The organism is Streptomyces sp. NPDC046887, assembly GCF_040644755.1.
GTDB lineage: Bacteria > Actinomycetota > Actinomycetes > Streptomycetales > Streptomycetaceae > Streptomyces > Streptomyces lichenis.
The window spans coordinates 76,454-98,962 of record NZ_JBEYXH010000002.1 but is presented as its reverse complement, the minus strand read 5'-3'; the positions used below and the strand labels follow the sequence as shown (position 1 = coordinate 98,962).

The following is a 22,509-nucleotide window of genomic DNA, read 5'->3' as shown; positions in this document are numbered from 1 at the left end:
GCGATCCCGTTGAGCACCTCTTCGACCACCACCGGCCGTACGCCCTACCGCGGGCGGGCCGCGGGCCCGTACCGCCTGGTGCGCACCCCGCCGGCCCGGCCCCGCCCCCCTGAGCTGGACGCGTCCCAGCGGGCCGTGGTTGAGCACCCCGGCGGACCGCTGCTGGTCCTGGCCGGCCCCGGCACCGGCAAGACCACCACCCTCGTGGAAGCCGTCGCCGCCCGGATCGCCCAGGGCGCCGACCCCGAACGCCTCCTCGTCCTCACCTTCAGCCGCAAGGCCGCCGTCGAACTCCGCGACCGGATGGCCGCCCGCCTCGGCCCGGCCCGCGCCCCGCAGGCCACCACCTTCCACTCCTACTGCTACGCCCTGATCCGCGCCCACCAGGACGCCGACCTCTTCTCCGAACCACTGCGGCTGCTCTCCGGGCCCGAGCAGGACCTCGCCGTACGCGAGCTGCTCGCCGGCCAGCTCGACCTGGAGAAGGAAGGCCTCGCCCGCATCCGGTGGCCCGACGAACTCCGTGCCTGCCTCACCACCCGCGGCTTCGCCGACGAGGTCCGCGCGGTGCTCGCCCGCTCCCGTGAACTCGGACTCGGCCCCCGCGCCCTGGCCGACTTCGCCGCCCGCACCGGGCGGCGCGACTGGTCGGCGGCGTCCGCGTTCCTGGCCGAGTACCTCGACGTGCTCGACATGCAGGGCGTCCTCGACTACGCCGAACTGGTCCACCGGGCGGTGCTCCTCGCCGGACAGGTCACCCTTCCGGAGTACGACGCCGTCTTCGTCGACGAGTACCAGGACACCGACCCCGCCCAGGTCCGGCTGCTGCGGACGCTGGCCGGCGGGGGAAGGACGGTGTACGCGTTCGGCGACCCAGACCAGTCGATCTACGCCTTCCGGGGCGCCGACGTCGGCGGCATCCTGGACTTCCCGTACGCCTTCCCGCGTACCGACGGCAGCCCCGCCCCGGTCGCCGTGCTGACCACCTCCCGCCGCTCCGGCGCCGCGCTGCTCACCGCCACCCGGCTGCTCACCGCCCGGATGCCGCTGCCCCGGCTGCCCGCCGACAAGGTCCGCGCCCACCGGGACCTCGCCGCGGTACGCGACGGCGGCCGGGTGGAGGCGTACACCTTCCCCACCGCCTCCACCGAACTGGAGAACATCGCCGACATCCTGCGCCGCGCCCATCTGGAGGACGGCGTCCCCTGGCGCGAGATGGCCGTACTGGTCCGCGCCGGCGGCCGCACCATACCCACCGTCCGGCGCGCCCTGACCTCGGCCGGAGTGCCCCTGGAAGTCGACGGCAACGACCTCGCCCTGCGCCACGAACCCGCGGTGGTCCCACTGCTCACCGCCCTGCGCGCGGCGGCCACCCTGCCCGGCACCACGGCGGACGTGCCTCCGGACGCCGACCCCGACGAGCCCTCGGGACCCGCCGAAGGCACACCCGGCGAAGGCACACCCGGCGAAGCCGTATCCGCGGAGGCTGCTCCCACCGCCCCCGCCTGGCTCGACACCGAGACCGCCCTCACCCTGCTCGCCTCCCCCCTCGGCGGAATGGACGCCGCCGATCTGCGCCGCCTCGGGCGGGCCCTGCGGGACGAGGAGCGAGCCGCCGGAAACGCGCTGCCCCCGCCCTCCGACGTGCTGCTCGCCCGCGCCCTCGCCGAACCGGAACGGTTCACCGCGCACGACCCGGCGTACGCCCGCGGCGCCCAGCGCCTCGGCGCGCTCCTGGCGGACACCCGCGCGCTGCTGGCCGCCGGCGGGACCGCCGAAGAGGCCCTGTGGATGCTGTGGAACGGCACCCCTTGGCCCGCCCGGCTCCAGCGCGGCGCCCTGCGCGGCGGCCCCGCCGGGCGCAACGCCGACCGCGACCTGGACGCGGTCTGCGCCCTGTTCGACACCGCCGCCCGCGCCGAGGAGCGCACCGGCGGCCGGGGCGCGCTGAACTTCCTGGAAGAGCTCGACGCCCAGGACATCGCCGCCGACACCCTGGTCCGGCGTGCCGTACGGCCGGACGCCGTCCGGCTGATGACCGCCCACCGCTCCAAAGGGCTGGAGTGGAGCCTGGTCGTCGTCGCCGGCGTTCAGGAAGGCCTCTGGCCCGACCTGCGCCGCCGCGGCTCACTGCTGGAAGCCGACCGCATCGGGCGCGACGGACTCGCCGAACCGCTCACCCCCGGCGCGCTGCTCGCCGAGGAGCGGCGGCTGTTCTACGTCGCCGCCACCCGCGCCCGCCACCGGCTCGTCGTCACCGCCGTCAAGGCACCCGCCGACGACGGCGACCAGCCCTCCCGCTTCCTCACCGAGCTCGGCACCGAACCGAAGGACATCACCGGCCGCCCCCGCCGCCCCCTGGCCGTCGCCGCGCTCGTCGCCGAACTGCGCGCCACCACCGTCGACCCCGCCGCCTCACCCGCCCTGCGCGAGGCCGCCGCCCACCGGCTGGCCCGGCTCGCCGCCCTCGCCGACGACGAGGGCCAGCCCCTCGTCCCCGCCGCCCACCCGCACCGCTGGTGGGGCCTGTTCGAACCGACCCACTCCACCGCGCCGCTGCGCGACCCCGACCACCCGGTCGCCCTCTCCGGCAGCGCCCTGGACCAGCTCGCCAACACCTGCGCCCTCCAGTGGTTCCTGGGCCGCGAGGTCAAGGCCGACGCCCCCGCCACCGCCGCCCAGGGCTTCGGCAACGTCGTCCATGTCCTCGCCGACGAGGTCGCCTCCGGCCGCACCCCCGCCGACCTGGACGTCCTCATGGAGCGGCTGGACTCCGTATGGGACGCGCTCGCCTTCGACGCCCCCTGGAAGTCGGCGCAGGAGAAGGAGCAGGCGCGCGCCGCCCTGGAACGCTTCCTGCGCTGGCACGTCATGGACCGCGGCGGCCGCACCCCCGCCGCCACCGAGCACGGCTTCGACGTCACCCTGGAAGCCGGGGACTACCAGGTCCGCGTCCGCGGCTCCATGGACCGCGTGGAGGCCGACGAGCACGGCCGCGCCTACGTCGTCGACTTCAAGACCGGCAAACAGACCCCCACCAAGGGCGAGGTCGCCCGCCACCCGCAGCTCGCCGTCTACCAGCTCGCGGTACGCGAAGGGGCCCTGGACGAGGCCTTCGAGGGCCGCCGCCCCGAGCCGGGCGGCGCCGAACTCGTCCACCTGCGCCAGGCCGCTCCCAGGAACGAGGGCGGCGAGGCGCTGCCCCGCGTCCAGGGCCAGGAACCGCCCGAGGGGGAGTGGGTCGGCGACCTGCTCGCCACCGCCGCCGGCCGCGTCCTGGACGAGCGGTTCACCCCCACCGCCGGCCAGCACTGCGCCCGCTGCTCCTTCCAGGCCTCCTGCAGCGCCCGCCCCGAAGGCCGCCAGATAGTCGAGTAGGCCGGGCCGCCCCATCCGTCCCCAGAGCCGTCACGGACCGCGTCCGGCCGGCACTGTCAGTGGTGCCGGTTAGCCTCGATGACCGTGACCACACGTCTCACCGACCCCGAGGAGCTCAAGGAGCTCCTGGGCATCCCGTTCACACCGGAGCAGACGGCCTGCATCACCGCGCCGCCCGCCCCGCAGGTCATCGTGGCCGGAGCCGGCTCCGGCAAGACCACCGTGATGGCCGCCCGGGTGGTCTGGCTGGTCGGCACGGGCCAGGTCGCCCCCGAGCAGGTCCTCGGCCTCACCTTCACCAACAAGGCCGCCGGCGAGCTCGCCGAACGCGTCCGCACCGCCCTCGTCCGCGCCGGAATCACCGACCCCGAGCCCCTGGACCCCGCCCTCGGCCCGGTGCCCGGCACCGGCGGCGGAGACCCCGGTACGGGGCAGGGAACCGCCGCCACGGGGCAGGCCGGCTCTGCCACCGGGCAGGGAGCCGACCCGTACTACCTCCCCGGCGAGCCGCGCATCTCCACGTACCACGCCTTCGCCGGCCAACTGCTCACCGACCACGGACTCCGCCTCGGGCTGGAGCCGGCCTCCCGGCTGCTCGCCGACGCCACCCGCTACCAGCTCGCCGCCCGGGTGCTCCGCGAAGCCCCCGGCCCCTACCCCGCGCTCACCAGCTCCTTCCCCACCCTGGTCAGCGACCTCCTCGCCCTCGACGCCGAGCTCGCCGAGCACCTTGTCCGCCCCGAGGACCTGCTCCGCCATGACACCGATCTGCTCACCGCCCTCGCCGGCGCCCGGCTGACCAACGAGGACCTGCGCAAGATCCCCGACGCCGCCGCCGCCCGCCGGGAGCTGACCGACCTGGTACGCCGCTACCGCCAGGCCAAGAAGACCCGCGATCTGCTCGACTTCGGCGACCAGATCGCCCTCTCCGCCCAGCTCGCCCTCACCCGGCCCGAAGTGGGGGAGATCCTGCGCGGCGAGTTCCGCGTCGTCCTCCTGGACGAGTACCAGGACACCTCCGTCGCCCAGCGACTGCTCCTCTCCGGGCTCTTCGGCAACGGCACCGGACACGCCGTCACCGCCGTCGGCGACCCCTGCCAGGCCATCTACGGCTGGCGCGGCGCCTCCGTCGCCAACCTGGACGACTTCCCCGACCACTTCCCGCACACCGACGGCACCCCCGCCACCCGCCAGTCCCTCAGCGAGAACCGCCGCAGCGGCGGCCGGCTGCTCCAGCTCGCCAACGGACTCGCCGAACCCCTGCGCGCCATGCACGAAGGCGTCGAAGCGCTGCGCCCCGCACCCGGCGCCGAACGCGACGGCACCGTACGCATCGCCCTGCTGCCCACCCAGGCCGAAGAGCTGGACTGGCTCGCCGACTCCATCGCCCACCTGGTCCGCACCGGCAAGGAGCCGGGCCAGATCGCCATCCTCGCCCGCACCGCCACCGACTTCCCCGACATCCAGGCCGCCCTGGTCGCCCGAGACGTCCCCGTCGAAGTCGTCGGCCTCTCCGGACTCCTCCACCTGCCGGAGATCGCCGACCTCGTCGCCGTCTGCGAAGTCCTCCAGGATCCCGGGGCCAACGCCCCACTCGTCCGGCTCCTCACCGGCCCGCGCTGGCGCATCGGCCCCCGCGACCTCGCCCTGCTGGGCCGCCGCGCCCGGCTGCTCGTCCACCGCTTCACCGCCGACGCCGACGGCGACCGGGACGAACGCCTCGCCGCCGCCGTCGAAGGCGTCGACCCCGCCGAGGTCATCTCCCTCGCCGACGCCCTGGACACCTTCCTCGAACCGGCCGGCGAAGACGACGGACTGCCGTTCTCCGCCGAGGCCCGCGTCCGCTTCGCCCGGCTCGCCACCGAACTGCGCGAACTGCGCCGCGCCCTCGCCGACCCCTTGATGGACGTCCTCCACCGCGTCCTCGCCACCACCGGCCTCGAAGTCGAGCTCTCCGCCTCCCCGCACGCCCTCGCCGCCCGCCGCCGCGAAACGCTCTCCCACTTCCTCGACATCGCCGCCCGCTTCGCCGCCGTCGACGGCGAGGCGACCCTCCTCGCCTTCCTCGGCTTCCTGCGCACCGCCGCCCAGTACGAGAAGGGGCTCGACAACGCCCTGCCCGGCGGCGAGAACACCGTCAAGGTCCTCACCGCCCACAAGTCCAAAGGCCTGGAGTGGGACGTGGTCGCCGTCCCCGGCCTGGTCGCCGGCCAGTTCCCCAGCGGCCGCGCCCGCGAGTCCTGGACCGCCCAGGCCAAGGTCCTGCCGCACACCCTGCGCGGCGACGCCCCGACCCTCCCCACCCTCGGCAGCTACGACGCCCGGTCCCTCAAGGAGTACAAGGAGGCCATGCGGGACCACCAGCACACCGAGGAGCTGCGCCTCGGCTACGTCACCTTCACCCGCCCCCGCTCCCTGCTGCTCGGCTCGGGGCACTGGTGGGGCCCCACCCAGAAACGCCGCCGCGGCCCCTCGCCGTTCCTGCACGCCCTGTACGAGCACTGCGCCCTCGGACACGGAGAGATCGAGGCCTGGGCGGAGGAGCCCGCCAAGGACGCAGAGAACCCGTCCCTCGCGGACACCGCCCCCGACCACGCCTGGCCCCTGCCCCTGGACCCCACCGCCCTCGCCCGCCGCCGCGCCGCCGCCGACCTGGTCCTGCGGCACCTGGACGAGCTGACGGCCCCACCCCCTGCCCCGGCCCGCCCGGACAGCGCCCAGGACAGTGAGGCATCCTCCGCCGGCGACCCGTACGAGCCGCCGGATCCGTACGAGCCAGGGGAGCACCCGGCCGACGCCGAGGACGGCCTCGCCGACTGGGACGACTGGTCCACCGCCGCGCCCACGACGATCCCGCACCATCCGGACGTACCGGCCCCCCGGCACCCCGCCGATCCGGAGCCGGCCGATCCCGGGCAGCGCCACCCGGCCGACCCCGCGTCCCGCCACCCGGCCGACGCGGACATGACCGACCCCGCGCCCCGCCCCAAGGACACCCACCGGCACGGCGGCGACCGGGGCACCGACCGGGAGGCCCCCGCGCGCGGCCCCCGGCTCACCCCCGAGGAGGCACGGGCGGCCGCCTCCTGGGACCGCGATCTCGACGCCCTCGCCGGGGAGCTGCTGCGCACCCGGGCCACCACCCGCGACGTACCGCTGCCCGCGTCCCTCTCCGCCTCCGACCTGGTGCGGCTCGCCGCCGACCCGGACGGCTTCGCGGCGGAACTGGCCCGGCCCATGCCCCGGCCGCCCCAACCCGCGGCGCGGCGCGGCACACGGTTCCACGCCTGGGTGGAGGCGCGCTTCGAGGCGCTGCCCCTGCCCATGCTCGGCCCCGACGAGCTGCCCGGTGCCGAGAGCGACGAGGACGAGCCCGAGATCGCCGACGAACGGGATCTCGCCGCCCTCAAGGAAGCCTTCGAACGGACCCCGTACGCCCGCCGCACCCCGTACCGGGTCGAAGCGCCGTTCCAGCTCGCGCTGGCCGGGCGGGTGATCCGCGGCCGTATCGACGCCGTCTACCGGGACCCGGACACCGGCGCGTACGAGATCGTCGACTGGAAGACCCACCGGTTCCGCACCGCCGACCCCCTCCAGCTCGCCGTCTACCGCCTCGCCTGGGCCGAGCAGCAGGGCTTGCCGCCCCACGAGGTCACGGCCTCCTTCGTCTATGTACGCACCGGGCAGGTCGTACGCCCCGACGAGCTGCCCGACCGCGCCGCCCTGGAGCGCGTCCTGCAGGGTGGGACGGCGGACGGCCCGCCGCCCGGCTCCGGATAGGCTCAAGGACATGAGCCCCACCCCGGACAGCGCCGTCCGCACGTACATAGCCGGCCACCGTGACGCCTTCCTCGGCGACCTCGCGCAGTGGCTGCGCATCCCGTCCGTGTCGGTGCAGCCGGAGCACGCCCAGGACGTACGGGAAAGTGCCCGGTGGCTCGCCGACCACCTGGCCGGATCCGGCTTCCCGGCGGCCGAGGTGTGGGAGACCGACGGCGGCCACCCCGCCGTGTACGCCGAGTGGCCCTCCGACGACCCGGACGCGCCGACCGTCCTCGTCTACGGCCACCATGACGTCCAGCCCGCCGCCCTCGCCGACGGCTGGGCCACCGACCCCTTCGAGCCGGTCATCAGCGACGGCCGGCTCTACGCCCGGGGCGCCGCCGACGACAAGGGCCAGGTGCTCTTCCACACCCTGGCCGTCCGCGCCCACCTCGCCGCCACCGGCCGCACCACCCCCGCCGTCCACCTCAAGCTGCTGGTCGAGGGCGAGGAGGAAGCCGGCTCCACGCACTTCCGGGCACTGATCGAACGCCACCGCGAGCGGCTCGCCGCCGACGCGGTCGTCGTCTCCGACACCGGTATGTGGTCGGAGACCACCCCCACCGTGTGCACCGGCATGCGCGGCCTCGCCGAATGCCAGATCACCCTGCGCGGACCCGCCCAGGACATCCACTCCGGCTCGTTCGGCGGCGCCGTCCCCAACCCGGCGACCACCGCCGCCCGGCTGGCCGCCGCCCTGCACGACGAGGACGAACGGGTCGCCATCCCCGGCTTCTACGACGGCGTCGCCGAGCTCACCGACGAAGAGCGGAAGCTGATCGCCGAGCTGCCGTTCGACGAGGCGTCCTGGCTGGCCTCCGCCCACTCCGGCGCCACCCACGGCGAACACGGCCACAGCACCCTGGAGCGCGTCTGGGCCCGGCCGACCGCCGAGGTCAACGGCATCGCCGGCGGCTACCAGGGCCCCGGCGGAAAGACGATCATCCCCGCCTCCGCCGTACTGAAGCTGTCCTTCCGGCTGGTCGCCGGACAGGACCCGGACAAGATCGAACTCGCGGTACGGGACTGGGTGCCCACCCGGCTCCCGGCCGGCATCCGGCACGAGATCACCTTCAGCGGCGCCACCCGGCCCTGCCTCACCCCGCTCGGCCACCCGGCGCTCACCGCCGTCGCCCGCGCCATGAGCACCGCCTTCGACGGCGCCAAGGTCCGCTACACCCGCGAGGGCGGCTCCGGACCAGCCGCCGACCTCCAGGACGTGCTGGCCGCGCCCGTGCTGTTCCTCGGCATCTCCGTACCGTCCGACGGCTGGCACGCCCCCAACGAGAAGGTCGAGCTCGACCTGCTGTTCAAGGGCGCCGAAGCCGGCGCGCACCTCTGGGGCGAACTACGAGGCGCTCTGAGCAGCTGACCGCCCCCGCCGGGCCGGCGACACGGCACAAGGCCCGGCTCCCGAGACATCCGCATCCACCGGGGGAGTAGGAAACCAGTGAGCACGATCAGCAACCCGGGCCACCGCCCCATCAGCCTCACCGCGCCCAGCGGCATCGACCGCGCCGCGCACCACCGCCTGGACGAGGCCTGGCTGGCCGCCGCCTGGAGCCACCCCACCACCCGGGTGTTCGTCGTCTCCGGCGGCCAGGCGCTGATCGACGACACCTCCGACGGCGGCACCGCACTCGTCATGACCCCCTCCTTCGAGGCGCCGGTCACCGAGACGCACCGCTACTTCCTCGGCACCGACGAGGACGGCGTCAGCTACTTCGCCCTGCAGAAGGACGCCCTGCCCGGCCGCATGGACCAGTCCGCCCGCCCCGCCGGACTACGCGAAGCGGGCCTCCTGCTCTCCCCGCGCGACGCCGGGCTGATGGCGCACGCCGTGGCCCTGGAGAACTGGCAGCGGCTGCACCGGTTCTGCTCACGCTGCGGGGAACGCACGGTGATCGCCGCCGCCGGGCACATCCGCCGCTGCCCCGCCTGCGGCGCCGAGCACTACCCGCGCACCGACCCCGCGGTGATCATGCTGGTGACCGACGAGGAGGACCGCGCGCTGCTCGGCCGGCAGGTGCACTGGCCCGAAGGCCGCTTCTCGACCCTGGCCGGCTTCGTCGAGCCCGGCGAGTCCATCGAGCAGTCGGTGGCCCGCGAGGTCTACGAAGAGGTCGGCGTGACGGTCGGCGAGGTCGAGTACGTGGCCAGCCAGCCGTGGCCGTTCCCCTCCAGCCTGATGCTCGGCTTCATGGCGCGCGCCACCTCCTCGGAGATCACCGTGGACGGTGACGAGATCGAGGAGGCCCGCTGGTTCTCCCGTGAGGAGCTGGGCGCCGCGTTCGACTCCGGCGAGGTGCTTCCTCCGTTCGGCATCTCCATCGCCGCCCGGCTGCTCGAACTCTGGTACGGCAAGCCCATCCCCACCCGCACCCCCGGCCCGGCGGCCTGACGCCGACGCGGGCGGCGCCCGGTGATTCCCTCCGTCAGCCGACCGTCCGCCGGTAGACCTGCCGGGTCCCACCCTCAGGCCCGGGCTCGGCGGGCTCCGCGGCGGTGAACCCGAGGCGTTCGTAGAAGGCCCGGGACCCGCTCGCAACTGCCCCCGGATGGTCCGCCCCGAACGTCACGACCTCCATGGTTCCCGGCCCCGTGACGAACCGCCGGGTCGCCTCCGCCATCAGCGCCCGCCCGGCACCCGTCCCCCGGGCCCACTCGGAGACGACCAGCCAGTGCACGTGGTAGGTGCCGGCCTCCGCACCGAACAGCAGCCCGCCCAGCAGGTCCTCGGCCCCACTCCCGTCCCTCTCACCGGAGACCGCGACCAGCGCGACGCGCCCACGGATGTGCTCCCGCACGGCCCGACGGAAACCGGGCTCCTCCACCATCGGGCCGAACCAGTGCTCCACCTGGGAGGCAAGTCGGAGAAAGCCGTCGAAGTCCTGGCCACCAGCGAGTCTGACGATCATCGGAACAGTCTGGCTGGGCGGCACCCGCGCCGAAAGGGCGGAGCCCCGGGGAGCCGGAACCTGAGAAACCGGGGCCGGAAACGCCAAGGCCCCGACCGGACACCTCCCGGCCGGGGCCCTCCGCGCACCGCTCAGGCGCCGAGCGCCTGCTTCACCTGCGCCAGACTCGGGTTCGTCATGACCACCTCGGCGCCATCCCCGGCGGCAACAACGCGCACCGTGGGCACAGTCTGGTTGCCACCGTTGGCCCTCTCGACGAAGGCGGCCGACTCCGGGTCCTGCTCGATGTTGATCTCGTTGTACGCGATGCCCTCACGGTCGAGCTGGCTCTTCAGCCGGCGGCAGTAACCGCACCACGTGGTGCTGTACATCGTCACAGTGCCCTGCATGGCCGTAGTGCTCCTCGTCGGTGCCTCGGGGCGGGTGCGCCTGCCGCACCCGTGCACCCCGCCCAACGTCCCGCACCGCCGACGCATTCCCGAGGACGCGGCCCCCTGCCGGACAATGTCCCCGCCGCCCTGCCGCCCTGCCCCCGGTTGGCCGCCGCCCCGTCGGCCTGCCGCTGCCCCGCTGGCCCGCCGGCCTGCCGCTGCCCCGCCGGCCCGCTGGCCTGCCGCTTCGAGCCCCGCTGGCCCGCCGCCCGTGAGCCCACTTCACAGCTCCGCTCGCTCGCCTTCCTTGGGGGCCCCTCCCCCCCCACCCCCCACCCCGCCCCCTCCGCCTCCACCCCCCTCCGCCCCCGCCCCCTCCGCCTCCACCTCCACCTCCCTCGGCCGGAGACCCGCGGTCGGCATGGCCTCGGGCGAAGCCGCCTGGGCCGAAGCCGCCTCGGGCGAAGCCGCCTGGGCCGAAGCCGCCTCTGCCGAAGCCGCCTGGGCCGAAGCGCGGAATCCGCCGGTGGCAGCCGCTTCGGCAGCTGCCACCGGAGACACCGAGGCCGAAGCCGCCACAGCCACCGAGGCCGAAGCCGCCCGGGCCGCAGTCGCTTCGGCTGAAGCCTCCGGAGCTGTCTGGGTCCCAGTCACCTGGGGCCGCAGCGCACCGCCCGAAGCCCCGGGAGCCTGCCCGGGCCCCAGCCGCTCGCCGGCGTCGTCGCGGCCGGGACGTGTGTCGGCACCACCTCCGTCCGTGTTGTGCGGCTCCGTCGGAAGAGAACGTATGCGGTGGGGGACGAGGGATGTGCTGGGCTGTCCACAGACACCGGCGTTGATACGACTGGGCCTGCTGCCCTGTGGACAGCCGTCCCGTCCGCCTCGGGGGACCTGGCAGCATGGCAGGGTGACAGCAGCAACGCACTCCCCCCTCTTCCCGTCCGCCTCGGAGGTGAGCCAGTTCCCGGCTCCTCCGCAGGACGCCGACGCGGTGCTCGACGGGCTGGATCCCGAGCAGCGCGAGGTGGCGACCGCCCTGCACGGCCCGGTGTGTGTGCTGGCCGGGGCCGGTACGGGCAAGACCAGGGCGATCACCCACCGCATCGCCTACGGGGTGCGCGCGGGCATCTTGCAGCCTTCCAGCGTTCTCGCCGTCACCTTCACCAACCGGGCGGCCGGGGAGATGCGGGGGCGGCTGCGGCAGCTCGGGGCGGGCGGGGTGCAGGCGCGCACCTTCCACTCGGCGGCCTTGCGGCAGCTCCAGTTCTTCTGGCCGAAGGCGGTCGGCGGTGAGCTGCCCCGGCTGCTGGAGCGCAAGGTCCAGCTGGTCGGCGAGGCGGCGACGCGCTGCCGGATCCGTCTGGACCGCAACGAGCTGCGGGACGCCGCCGGCGAGATCGAGTGGTCCAAGGTGACCCAGACCGTTCCCGCCGACTATCCCGCCGCCGTGCTGCGGGCGCAGCGCGACGCCCCGCGGGACCCTGCCGAGATCGGACAGCTTTATGGGGCCTACGAGGAGCTGAAGCGCGATCGCGGGGTGATCGACTTCGAGGACGTGCTGCTGCTGACGGTCGGCATCCTCCAGGACCGCCAGGACATCGCCGAGCAGGTGCGCCGCCAGTACCAGCACTTCGTCGTCGACGAGTACCAGGACGTCTCCCCGCTCCAGCAGCGGCTGCTGGAGCTCTGGCTCGGCGACCGGGACAGCCTGTGCGTGGTCGGCGACGCCAGCCAGACGATCTACTCCTTCACCGGGGCCTCCCCGGACCATCTGCTGGACTTCCGGCTGCGGCATCCGCAGGCCACGGTGGTCAAGCTGGTCCGGGACTACCGCTCCACCCCGCAGGTGGTCCATCTGGCCAACGGGCTGCTGAGCCAGGCCCGGGGCCGGGCGGCCGACCACCGGCTGGAGCTGGTGTCCCAGCGCGATCCCGGGCCGCCGCCGGTGTACACGGAGTACGGGGACGAGCCCGCCGAGGCAGAGGGCACGGCCCGCCGGGTCCGGGACCTGATCGCGGCCGGGGTGCCGGCCGGGGAGATCGCCGTGCTCTACCGGATCAACGCCCAGTCCGAGATCTACGAGCAGGCGCTCGCGGACATCGGAGTGCCCTACCAGCTGCGCGGGGCGGAGCGGTTCTTCGACCGGCCGGAGGTACGGGAGGCGGGCGCCGCGCTGCGCGGCGCGGCCCGCTTCGGGGCGAACGACTCCCTGCTGGACGCGGTGGTGGATCTGCCGTCCCAGGTGCGGGCGGTGCTCTCCACCAAGGGGTGGACGACCGAGCCGCCGGTGGGCTCCGGCGCGGTGCGGGACCGCTGGGAGTCGCTGGCGGCGCTGGTGCGGCTCGCCGAGGACTTCGCGGCGGCGAGGGAGGGGGCGACCCTGGCCGATCTGGTCGCCGAGCTGGACGAGCGGGCGGCCGCGCAGCACGCCCCCACCGTGCAGGGGGTGACGCTCGCCTCGCTGCACGCCGCGAAGGGTCTGGAGTGGGACGCGGTCTTCCTGGTCGGGCTGACCGAGGGCATGCTGCCGATCACCTACGCCAAGACCGAGGGGCAGATCGAGGAGGAGCGGCGGCTGCTGTATGTGGGTGTCACCCGTGCGCGGCGCCATCTGTCGCTCTCCTGGGCACTGTCCCGCTCCCCGGGCGGCCGGGCCTCGCGCCGGGCCTCCCGGTTCCTCAGCGGGCTGCGCACCGGGTCCGGAGCCGTGGGCGCGGGCGGGCCGCGGGGAGGCGCGGGCGGTGTGGAGCGGGGAGAAGGCGGAGAAGGGGTCCGCAATGCGGAGGAGGTGCCGGTGGCGGCCCGGCGCAGGAGCAGGACCGTGGCCCGCTGCCGGGTCTGCGGGGCGACGCTCACCGGCGCCGGTGAGATGAAGCTGATGCGCTGCGAGGACTGCCCCTCCGACATGGACGAGGCGCTGCACGGCCGGCTGTGGGAGTGGCGCTCGGAGCGGGCCCGGTCGCTCGGTCAGCCGGCCTGGTGTGTGTTCACCGACAAGACGCTGATGGCGATCGCCGAGGCGGTCCCGTCCACCGACGGTGAGCTGGCCCGGATCGCCGGCGTCGGGGTCCGCAAACTGAACCGCTTCGGCACCGATGTCCTCGCCATCTGCGCTGGTGAGGACCGTGCCGAGGGGGAGGCGGGGGAGTGACGGAAACTCGTCGGAAAAATAGTTTGCGCCCGCCCCGTCAAGCCCCATAGGTTCTTAACCACGGACACGGCGGCTTCTCCGAAGCCCCGCCTTCGTGCTGTACTTATCCGAATACCTGCGAGACCGGCTCCGGCCGGGCTCCCGAGACGCCGAGAGGAGGCGAGTCCAGTGATCAGCATCAACACCGGTATCACCCGTGGCACCACCAAAATGACCGATCGCTCGGTCGCCTCCGCCTGCTCGCTCGGCCTCTCCGGCTTCTCGTTCCTGGGCAGCGGTATGTCCGGCCATGGTGCCGCGCGTCCCGCCACCTTTGCCGCCCTCCCCGTCCGGGAGCGGAACGAGCGACCGACCAAGGCACTGGAAGCAGCTGTAGTGGCACAGGCGACGGCCTATGGCACGGCGGCTACCGGTGCCGAGACCAAGAAGCAGACGCAGCAGTACCTGATGTGGGCCTTCCGTGGGCTCGAACCCTGGAGCGATCCAGTCTGACGCAGAGTCAGACCGGCGCCTTCAGGGCCGCGGAACCCCACCCGGGATCCGCGGCCCTTCTGTTTTGCCCGAACAGGCGAGACAGGGCGAAGGGGCCTCGGGACCAGCAGAACCCGGTACCAATCCACCGGCCGACCGGCCGGACCGACCAGACGAGGAAGACACCACCGTGCAACTCGAAGCGCACGCCCCGTCCGTACCGCCCTCCCAAGCTCTCCCGCCGAACGGCCCCACGAAGGACCCCGCCTTGACTCCCCTGACCGCGCTCACCGCGCTTGACGCCGCCATCGAGAACCTCGGTGTGCCCGTACCGTGCCGCTCCTACGACCCGGAGGTCTTCTTCGCCGAGTCGCCGGCCGACGTCGAGTACGCCAAGTCGCTCTGCCGCACCTGCCCGCTGATCGAGGCATGCCTCGCGGGCGCCAAAGAGCGGCGCGAGCCGTGGGGTGTCTGGGGCGGTGAGCTGTTCGTCCAGGGCGTGGTCGTGGCCCGGAAGCGGCCCCGTGGCCGCCCGCGCAAGAACCCGGTCGTGGCATGAACGTCACGCTGGGAACCATCGACCGCCCCTACACGCACGATCCCCAGAAGCAGGCCCCGATGACCTCTTCCACCAGCGAGCCCTGCGGCTCCGCTACCCCAGCTGTCACCACCATCGGCGCGAACATCTCGCGTCAGAACAGGAACCGTGAGATGCAACTCATGCAAGAAGCCCTGGCTCGTGCGCATATGCACGACCGCCTGAGGGAGGCACGGGCGGAGCGCCAGGCCATGCACCTGGTGACCGCCCGGCGCCTGCAGCGCAGGGCGGAGCGCGCCTCGCTGCGCGCCCGCCGCGCGCTGGCCATGGCGGTCATGAACTGACGGCAACCGAAGGGCGGCGGACGTCGGCCAACTCGGCCAACGGGTCGGCGGCCGCCACCGGTGAGGTGCCGTCCGGCGTTCGGCCGCCGGCAACGGCCGCTGGACGCGACGACGACAAGCGCGGCACATCGAGTGATTGACACGGGCCCGGTCCTTCGCGGAGGACCGGGCCCGCGGTGCGTTGTCCACCCGGGGCGCGAGCGGTGGAGTTATCGTTTCGCGGTGAACGACCGGAACCGGACGACCCCACCCGCACCGCGGGACGGCGACGAGCCGCCGTCCGACGCGGTGGTCTGCGCCCGCTGCGGCGCCGTCTCCGACGACCCCGCCACCGCCTGGACATGCTCCCTGGAGAACGGCAGGCGCCACTACTTCTGCGACACCTGCGCCCGCGACAACCTCAGGGCGATCGAGAGCCGGCTGGACTCCGCCTGGTGGTGAGGGCCGGGGCGGAGGCGGCCTAGCTGCCGACCGGGTCGCCGCGGTCCGCGTCCTGCCGGACCTCAGCGTCCCGCGGATCGTCCGCGTCCTGCCGATCGTCGGCCTTGTGCTGCTCGTGCGCGTCCTGCTGGTCGGGAAGGAAACCGGGCAGCCAGTCAGCCAGTTCGTCGCGGAGACGGACCGAGGCGTTCAGCTGGCACAGCACACCGATGGTGCTGAGCGTGACCCGGTGGATGAGCAGATAGGACGGCGGAAGGTTCAGCTGCTTGCCCAACTGGTAGGCGGGGGAGCGGACATCGGCGATTCGCGCCGCCTGGCCCCGCAGCCACTCACGGGTGAAGGTGAACTCCTCGACCTGGGCCGGCTCGATGATCGGCACCAGGTATTCGAGGACCGCGTCCGGGTCGAGGTCGATCGTCTCCCGGACGAACCCCTCCCCGCGCAGCAGCTCGTAGACCCGGTCCGCCTCGCCCTCCAGGGTCATCCGCAGACAGACCCCGATCGTCTCGGGCAGCCCGCCCGGCAGCCGGTCCACCGTGCCGAAGTCCAGCACTCCCAGCCGCCAGTCCTCCGGGCCCTCCTCGCCGTCCGGGCCCGGCAGCAGCCGGAAGTTGCCCGGATGCGGATCGGCGTGCAGCAACCCCGTGCGGGCCGGACCGGAGAAGAGGAAGCGGGCCAGCAGCTGGCCCGCCCGGTCGCGCTGCTCGGGGGTGCCGTCCGAGATCACCTCGGAGAGCGGCACACCGTCGATCCACTCCGTCACCAGCACCTGGTCGCACTGGTGCACCACCCCGGGGACCACCACATCCGGGTCGTCGGCGAACTCCTCGGCGTGGGCGCGCTGCGCCGCCGACTCCAGGCCGTAGTCCAGCTCCTCCGCCACCCGGTCACGCAACTCGGTGATCAGCGGCTTGATGTCCATCCCGGGGATCAGCGGCCCCAGCAGCCGGGCGAACCGGCCCAGTTGCGCCAGGTCGGAGAGGAGCGCCTCACCGGCGCCCGGGTACTGCACCTTCACGGCGACCTCGCGGCCGTCCTCCCAGAGGGCCCGGTGCACCTGGCCGATGGAGGCCGCAGCCGCGGGCTTGTCGTCGAACTCCAGGAACAGCTCCCGCCAGTCCTCACCGAGCCGTTCCGCCAGCACCTTGTGGACCGTCCGCACCGGCATCGGCGGGGCGGCCTCCTGGAGCTTGGTGAGCGCGGCCCGGTACGGACCGGCGATCTCCTCGGGCAGTGCGGACTCGAAGACGGACAGGGCCTGCCCGAACTTCATCGCCCCGCCCTTCAGCTCACCCAGGACCCGGAAGAGCTGCTCGGCCGTGCGCTGCTGGAGCTCGCGCGCGACGATCTCGGCGGACTTGCCCCCGATCCGCTTGCCCAGGCCCCATGTGGCCCGGCCCGCGAAGCCGATCGGCAACGCGGCCAGTTTGGCGGTCCGGGTGACCGCCTTCCGGGGAAGATCAGACATGCGCCCCTCCAGGTCCTGACTGCCGTGCCGTGACGCCCGGACGGCCGTCCCGCCACCCGCCGGCGGCACCGCGCCCGACCACGCCTACCCCGCCATTGTGTCCTGCCCGAGCCCGGAGGCCGAGGCCCGGGCCGCCACCGACCGGGCCGCCGCCCCGCACGGGCAGTCGGCATGCGGGGCCACCCGCACCGCACGCCACTCCAGCAGCGGCAGTGACACCTCCCACCGCGCCCCGGTGCTCGCCGGCAGATCGCCGTCCAGGAAGGCCAGCGCATGGGCCGCGGCCAGACCCGCCACCGAAGCCGCCAGGCTGACGTCGCACGGAGGGATGAGACTCAGCCGGCCCGAACGCCACTGCGCCAGCATCCGCGGCCACGCCGGATCCCGGTCGGTGCGCTCCAGCTCCACACACCGGACGCACGCCGTGCCGCCCGGCAGCACCAGCGGGCCCACCACCCCCGTCGCCTCCACCACCCCCGCGTACAGATGCGGGGTGCCGGTCGCCACCCAGGCCTCCGCGGTCAGCGGGTCCGGGGCGTAGGCGGCGAGGCCGTCCCTCGGGGCGACCACCACCAGCGCCACCCCCGGCTCCGAACCGGCCGTCCCAGCGCGCCCCGGACCGGCGGACCGGGGCGAGCGGCCACCGGGCCGGCAGCGGCGCACCAGCCGTCGGGCCGACGTGTCCCGCCGCTCGCCCACCTCCTCCGGCGGCAGCCCGCCCGGCGCCACGTCCCAGGTCTCCGCCCGGCCCCCGTCCAGCACCTCCACCTGCCCCACCCCGGCCGCCGACAGCAGCGCCGCGATGCCGGCACCCACCCGTCCGGCGCCTCTGACCTGCACTCTCATCGCCGACCGGGCCTCCAGTCGGCGGGCCGCGCCGCCCGGCTCACGGTGCACCACCGACAGTGAGGCCCGGTCGGGGCACAGCCGCTCCTGCCCACCGCCGCCGCCCCTGCCGTCCTGCTCCGGACCCAGTGGCGGGGAGGGCCGTGGGCCGCCGGACGCGGCGTCGTCCAGCAGCCCGGCCGCCGCCAGCCGGTCCAGCAGCGCCTCCAGCCGCCCGTCGGGCAGGCCCAGCGCCCGCGCCTCCTGCCGCAGCAGCCCCAGCCCCCGGGTGCCGTCGAGCAGCCCGATCAGACTGCCGGTCGTGGTGTCCAACGGACCCAGCACCACCGCGTGCGCGGGCGCCGCTCCGAACTGCACATACTGAAGATCACGCCAGGCCCGCCGCAGCGCGGGCTTCACCATCGGATGCACACCGTCCCCCGTCTGTCCGTCCGTCCGAACCGGTCACTGTCAGCAGGATGGCCTCCTTCGGCCGAGGGCGCGGAAAGTTGTCCACAGGGGCGGTGGGCTGATCACACCGGGGGCATGGTGACGGCGCCCGGGTCCCTGCGTTCGGGACGTGGGCCGGTGGCACCCGGTAACGTCGAGGCGTGCCCGCCGATCCCCAGCGCAGCCCGACCAGCGACCCGCCCGCCCCGCCGGCGGCCCGTGCGGTCGAGGTACGCAGGAGCTCACGCCGCCGCCGCACCGTGTCCGCGTACCGCGAGGGCGACCGGACGATCGTCCTCATCCCGGCCCGGATGTCAGAGGCGGAGGAGCGGCGCTGGGTGACGGTCATGCTCGACAAGCTCGCCGCCCAGGAGAGCAAGCGCGCCCTCGGCGACGCGGAGCTCAGCGAGCGGGCCGAGCGGCTGTCCGCCCAGTACTTCGGCGGCCGGGCGTGCCCCACCTCGGTGCGCTGGGTGACCAACCAGAACTCCCGCTGGGGGTCCTGCACGCCCGCCGAGGGCAGCATCCGGCTCTCCCATCGGCTCCAGGGCATGCCCGAGTACGTCATCGACTACGTCCTCGCCCATGAGCTGGCGCATCTGCTCGTCCCCGGCCACGGCCCCCGGTTCTGGCGACTCCTTGAGGCCTATCCCCGCACCGAGCGGGCCCGCGGCTATCTGGAGGGGGTGGCGGCGGCCGCCCGGCTGCCCCATCCGCCCGGCGGCGGTGTGGACGAGTAGGGACGGCCGGGGACGGCGCCGGGACGGCCGGGGAGGGCAGCAGGCAGAGGGGGTTCGTCACTCCGGGTGACGGTCTTCACCGGCTCGGTGGCCTGGTGGTCCGTCACTTCGACGATCGTGTTCCGAAACCGTTCCGGCTTGGTCCATTGTCGGCGGCAGCCGTTAGCCTGGCGCGACGGAAACACCATCGGGATGGGGGACGGTCTTACGCATGGCCAGGGAATTCCAACGCGGCCACAAGGCCAAGATCAGCGACCTGACACCGGGGACCGATCTGTACGTCGGGGTGCAGATCACGGGCCCCGGTCTCACCTTCGACATCAGCTGCTTCGGGCTGGACGCCGGCGAACGGCTCTCGGACGACCGCTATTTCGTCTTCTTCAATCAGCCGAAGTCGCCGGAGGAGTCCATCCAGCTGCTCGGCGCCCAGGCCGGTGACACCGAGTCCTTCCGGGTCACCCTGGACCGCATCCCGGCGCACATCCACAAGCTGTCGTTCACCGCGACGATCGACGGGGCCGGGCAGATGTCCCAGGTCGCCCCCGGCTATCTGCGGATCGTCGCCGGCGGCCAGGAGGTCGCCCGCTACGCCTTCGACGGCTCGGAGTTCAGCACCGAGCGCGCCCTGATGCTGGGCGACTTCTACCTCAAGGACGTCTGGCGGTTCGCCGCCGTCGGCCAGGGCTTCGACGGCGGGCTGGACGCGCTGCTGAAGAACTTCGGCGGCGAGGTCGCCGAGGAGCAGCAGCAGGAGCAGCAGGGGCCGGGGCAGGAGCAGCCGCCCGCCTTCGCCCCGCCGCCCCAGGCCGCCGCCCCGAGCGCCCCGCCCGCCTTCGGCGCCCCCGCCGGCCACCAGGGCGGCGCCCCCGCCGCGCCCCCCGCACCCGCGCCCGCTCCGTCTTTCGGCGCCCCGGTCGGCCAGCAGGGCAGCGGCCAGGGCCCCGCCCCGTCCTTCAACGCGCCCCCGCCCCCGCCGCCCGCACCCGGGCAGCCCACGGCCCCCGGGGGATACGGCACTCCGCCGCACGGCCAGCCCACGGGCACCCCGCCGCCCGCCCCGGAGGGGTACGGCACCCCGCCGCATGGCCAGCCCATGCACTCGGCCCCCACCATGGCCGCCCCGCTGGTGCCCCCGGCGCCCGCGCCCGCGCCGCACGGGCAGCCCCCGCAGGCGCCCTACGGCCAGCCCCCCGCCGCGCCCGGCGGCCACACCCCGCCGTACGGGCAGGTGCCCGGGCAGGGCCAGCCACCCGCACCCGGCGGCTACGGGTACCCGCAGTCCGGCGGCTACGGCCAGCCCGCCCCGTACGGCCAGGGGCAGCCCGCCCCCTTCGGGCAGCAGCCGCCCGGCGGCGGAGGCCAGCAGTACGGCGTCCCGCAGGGCGGGCAGCCCGGTGGCCCCGGGCTCGCCGCCGCCCTGCAGAAGTACCGCGAGACCCCCACCGGGCAGCGCTGGACCCCGCAGAACCAGCAGCTGATGCGAGTCGACCTCGCCATGGGCGGCACGCCGGTGCTGGCCCGCCAGGGCAGCATGGTGATGTACCAGGGCAAGGTCGAGTTCGGCTACAAGGGCGCCGGTTTCAGCGGCCGCATCGTCGGCAACGCCACCGGCCAGGAGATGCAGCTGATGCGCTGCTCCGGCCGGGGGCAGGTCTTCCTCGCCGAGGACAGCGCCCATCTGCACCCCATCGAGCTCCAGGGCGACGGGATCTGCGTCTCCGCCGAGAACGTCCTCGCCTTCGACGAGTCGCTGCACCACGAGGTCCGCCGCATCGAGGGCCACGGCATCCCCGGCGGGGCGCTGTTCACCATGCTCTTCCAGGGCACCGGCACCGTGATCGTCAAGACCCACGGCACCCCGGTGGTCCTCCCCGTCACCCCGACCACCTTCGCCGACTGCAACGCGGTCGTCGCCTGGTCGGCCGCCTCCCAGGTGGTGCTCTCCAGCCAGGTCCGGCTGCGGCGCAACGCCTACCCGGGCCACAGCGGGGAGACCGTCAACCTCCAGTTCCGGGGCGCCCCCGGCAACTTCATCGTCGTCCAGCCCTACGAGGTCTGAAGGAGCCCGGATCATGAACCAGCAGCTCGCGGGCTACGCCCCGACCCCGGTGGCGGCCCGGATGGAGAACCACGGCCGCGCCATGCTCAAGGTCGCCATGGCCTCCGGCCAGGACCTGTACGCGCGCACCGGCTCCGTCGTCGCCTACGAGGGCTTCGTCACCTACGAGCCCAACCCGCCCGCCGTCCGGCAGATCGCCTCCTCCTGGGTGACTGGCGAGGGCGCGCCGATCATGAAGTGCACCGGAGACGGTCTGCTCTACCTCGCCGACTACGGGGCCGACGTCGTGGTGATCAACCTCGACAACGACGCGCTCTCGGTCAACGGCACCAACCTGCTCGCCTTCGACGCCCACCTCCAGTGGGGTGTGGAGAAGGTCAAGGGCATGGCGAAATTCGCCGGCCAGGGCCTGTGGAACGTGCAGATCGCCGGCACCGGCTGGGTGGCGCTCACCTCCCGCGGCACCCCGATCGTGGTCGACTGCGGACGCGGCGACGACGAGACCTATGTCGACCCGGACGCGCTGGTCGCCTGGTCGCCGTCGCTGAAGGTCAAGGGCAAGCGCAGCTTCAAGGCCTCCTCCCTGATCGGGCGGGGCAGCGGGGAGGCCTACCAGATGGCCTTCTCCGGCCAGGGCATCGTCGTCGTACAGCCGAGCGAGGACAGCACCGACCGGCTCCGGGTCCGGGGCTGAGGGGGAGCGGAACAGATCATGCAGAGCCCGCTTTTCAGCTACACCGAGCAGCAGACCCAGGACCGTTACGCGGTGCAGAACCCCCAGCTGCTGCGGGTCGCCCTCACCGGTCATGACGACGTCCTCGCCCGCAAGGGCGCCATGGTCGCCTACCAGGGCCTGGTCGACTTCGACGGCGAGGTGCAGACCGGCACCCAGCGCCGGGCCCGGGCCCGCACCGGCGAGGGCCTGGACCTGATGCGCTGCTCCGGCCAGGGCACCGTCTACCTGGCCAACCTGGCGCAGTACATTCATGTGGTGGACGTCGACCAGGACGGACTGACCGTGGACAGCGCCTATGTGCTGGCGCTCGACTCCACCCTGCACACCGAGGTCATCGCCGTGGACAGCCAGTACGGCATCTCCGGCTCCGGCAAGTACCAGCTCAACATCTCCGGCCGCGGCCAGGTCGCCCTGATGACCTCCGGCCAGCCGCTGATGATGCGGGTCACACCCGAGACCTATGTCAACGTGGACGCGGACGCCATCGTCGCCTGGTCATCGGGCCTGCGGGTGCAGATGCAGGCGCAGACCCACTCCTCCAGCGTGCGCCGCCGCCGCGGCGACACCGGGGAGGGCTGGGAGCTGAGCTTCATGGGCCAGGGCTTCGCCCTCGTCCAGCCCAGCGAGGTCATGCCGCCGCAGCACGCCGACATCGGCCAGGGCGTGCGCGCCCAGTTCGGCGCCGGGCAGCACGGCTCGCACGCCCAGAACCAGAACAACGCCTGGAACTGAGCGGGGCGGTCGGCGGCCGCGGTGAGAGGTACGGAGAAGGGGCCGGTCCCGGTGACGGGGCCGGC

General features: G+C 73.9%; 17 protein-coding genes. 13 read left to right on the top strand and 4 right to left on the bottom strand.

Annotated features, from left to right (window positions below; translation table 11 throughout):
- The first annotated feature begins 9 nt into the window (after nucleotides 1–9).
- The 4 genes from ABZ945_RS03495 (at nucleotide 10) to nudC (ending at nucleotide 9,601) form a co-directional block, all read left to right on the top strand.
- Entirely contained in the window at nucleotides 10–3,378 is a 3,369-nt protein-coding gene (locus tag ABZ945_RS03495) for an ATP-dependent DNA helicase (RefSeq protein ID WP_361263172.1), read from the top strand.
- 84 nt (nucleotides 3,379–3,462) lie between these two features.
- On the top strand, nucleotides 3,463–7,158 hold the full coding sequence (locus tag ABZ945_RS03490; protein WP_361263168.1) for a UvrD-helicase domain-containing protein: 3,696 nt from the start codon (nucleotides 3,463–3,465) through the stop codon (nucleotides 7,156–7,158).
- A 10-nt stretch (nucleotides 7,159–7,168) separates the two neighbouring features.
- Complete coding sequence (locus ABZ945_RS03485) at nucleotides 7,169–8,572, top strand: dipeptidase (RefSeq protein WP_361263163.1); 1,404 nt, start codon at nucleotides 7,169–7,171, stop codon at nucleotides 8,570–8,572.
- Nucleotides 8,573–8,650: 78 nt separating this feature from the next.
- Nucleotides 8,651–9,601 carry an NAD(+) diphosphatase gene (gene nudC / locus ABZ945_RS03480; protein ID WP_361263160.1) on the top strand — a complete coding sequence of 317 codons (951 nt, stop codon included), beginning with the start codon at nucleotides 8,651–8,653 and terminating at the stop codon, nucleotides 9,599–9,601.
- Nucleotides 9,602–9,635: 34 nt separating this feature from the next.
- On the opposite strand, the gene ABZ945_RS03475 is transcribed toward nudC, so the two are convergent.
- Together ABZ945_RS03475 and ABZ945_RS03470 are read right to left on the bottom strand one after the other, a co-directional pair.
- Entirely contained in the window at nucleotides 9,636–10,118 is a 483-nt protein-coding gene (locus ABZ945_RS03475) for a GNAT family N-acetyltransferase (protein WP_361263158.1), read from the bottom strand.
- 131 nt (nucleotides 10,119–10,249) lie between these two features.
- Entirely contained in the window at nucleotides 10,250–10,507 is a 258-nt protein-coding gene (locus ABZ945_RS03470; protein WP_361263156.1) for a mycoredoxin, read from the bottom strand.
- Nucleotides 10,508–11,276: 769 nt separating this feature from the next.
- On the opposite strand from ABZ945_RS03470, the gene ABZ945_RS03465 reads away from it, so the two are divergent.
- The 5 genes from ABZ945_RS03465 to ABZ945_RS03445 all read left to right on the top strand — a co-directional run bounded on the left by ABZ945_RS03465 (nucleotide 11,277) and on the right by ABZ945_RS03445 (nucleotide 15,434).
- Nucleotides 11,277–13,640, top strand: a complete 2,364-nt coding sequence (locus tag ABZ945_RS03465) for an ATP-dependent DNA helicase UvrD2 (RefSeq protein ID WP_361263153.1) — start codon at nucleotides 11,277–11,279, stop codon at nucleotides 13,638–13,640.
- Between the two features lie 168 nt (nucleotides 13,641–13,808).
- Nucleotides 13,809–14,132: a hypothetical protein gene (locus tag ABZ945_RS03460; RefSeq protein WP_361263150.1), complete on the top strand. Its 324-nt coding sequence runs from the start codon at nucleotides 13,809–13,811 to the stop codon at nucleotides 14,130–14,132.
- 169 nt (nucleotides 14,133–14,301) lie between these two features.
- Nucleotides 14,302–14,670, top strand: a complete 369-nt coding sequence (locus ABZ945_RS03455; RefSeq protein WP_361263147.1) for a WhiB family transcriptional regulator — start codon at nucleotides 14,302–14,304, stop codon at nucleotides 14,668–14,670.
- The gene (locus tag ABZ945_RS03450) at nucleotides 14,667–14,993 is read left to right on the top strand and encodes a hypothetical protein (RefSeq protein WP_361263144.1); all 327 of its coding nucleotides are present in this window, start codon (nucleotides 14,667–14,669) and stop codon (nucleotides 14,991–14,993) included. Before ABZ945_RS03455 ends, ABZ945_RS03450 begins: the two co-directional genes overlap by 4 nt.
- A 222-nt stretch (nucleotides 14,994–15,215) precedes the next feature.
- The gene (locus ABZ945_RS03445; protein ID WP_361263874.1) at nucleotides 15,216–15,434 is read left to right on the top strand and encodes a hypothetical protein; all 219 of its coding nucleotides are present in this window, start codon (nucleotides 15,216–15,218) and stop codon (nucleotides 15,432–15,434) included.
- Nucleotides 15,435–15,453: 19 nt separating this feature from the next.
- Here the strand turns inward: ABZ945_RS03445 and ABZ945_RS03440 are convergent, their stop codons facing one another.
- Nucleotides 15,454–16,902, bottom strand: coding sequence for an AarF/ABC1/UbiB kinase family protein (locus ABZ945_RS03440; RefSeq protein WP_361263142.1), 1,449 nt, complete (start codon nucleotides 16,900–16,902; stop codon nucleotides 15,454–15,456).
- 84 nt (nucleotides 16,903–16,986) lie between these two features.
- Nucleotides 16,987–18,159, bottom strand: a complete 1,173-nt coding sequence (locus tag ABZ945_RS03435; RefSeq protein WP_361263139.1) for a ThiF family adenylyltransferase — start codon at nucleotides 18,157–18,159, stop codon at nucleotides 16,987–16,989.
- Between the two features lie 179 nt (nucleotides 18,160–18,338).
- On the opposite strand from ABZ945_RS03435, the gene ABZ945_RS03430 reads away from it, so the two are divergent.
- The 4 genes from ABZ945_RS03430 to ABZ945_RS03415 all read left to right on the top strand — a co-directional run bounded on the left by ABZ945_RS03430 (nucleotide 18,339) and on the right by ABZ945_RS03415 (nucleotide 22,444).
- Nucleotides 18,339–18,917 (top strand): M48 family metallopeptidase, encoded by a 579-nt coding sequence (locus tag ABZ945_RS03430; RefSeq protein ID WP_361263136.1) that lies wholly within the window; start codon nucleotides 18,339–18,341, stop codon nucleotides 18,915–18,917.
- Between the two features lie 211 nt (nucleotides 18,918–19,128).
- Nucleotides 19,129–20,976, top strand: a complete 1,848-nt coding sequence (locus ABZ945_RS03425) for a TerD family protein (protein WP_361263133.1) — start codon at nucleotides 19,129–19,131, stop codon at nucleotides 20,974–20,976.
- A gap of 13 nt (nucleotides 20,977–20,989) precedes the next feature.
- Nucleotides 20,990–21,670 (top strand): AIM24 family protein, encoded by a 681-nt coding sequence (locus ABZ945_RS03420; protein ID WP_361263131.1) that lies wholly within the window; start codon nucleotides 20,990–20,992, stop codon nucleotides 21,668–21,670.
- Between the two features lie 18 nt (nucleotides 21,671–21,688).
- Nucleotides 21,689–22,444, top strand: a complete 756-nt coding sequence (locus ABZ945_RS03415) for an AIM24 family protein (protein WP_248632559.1) — start codon at nucleotides 21,689–21,691, stop codon at nucleotides 22,442–22,444.
- Nucleotides 22,445–22,509: the final 65 nt, after the last annotated feature.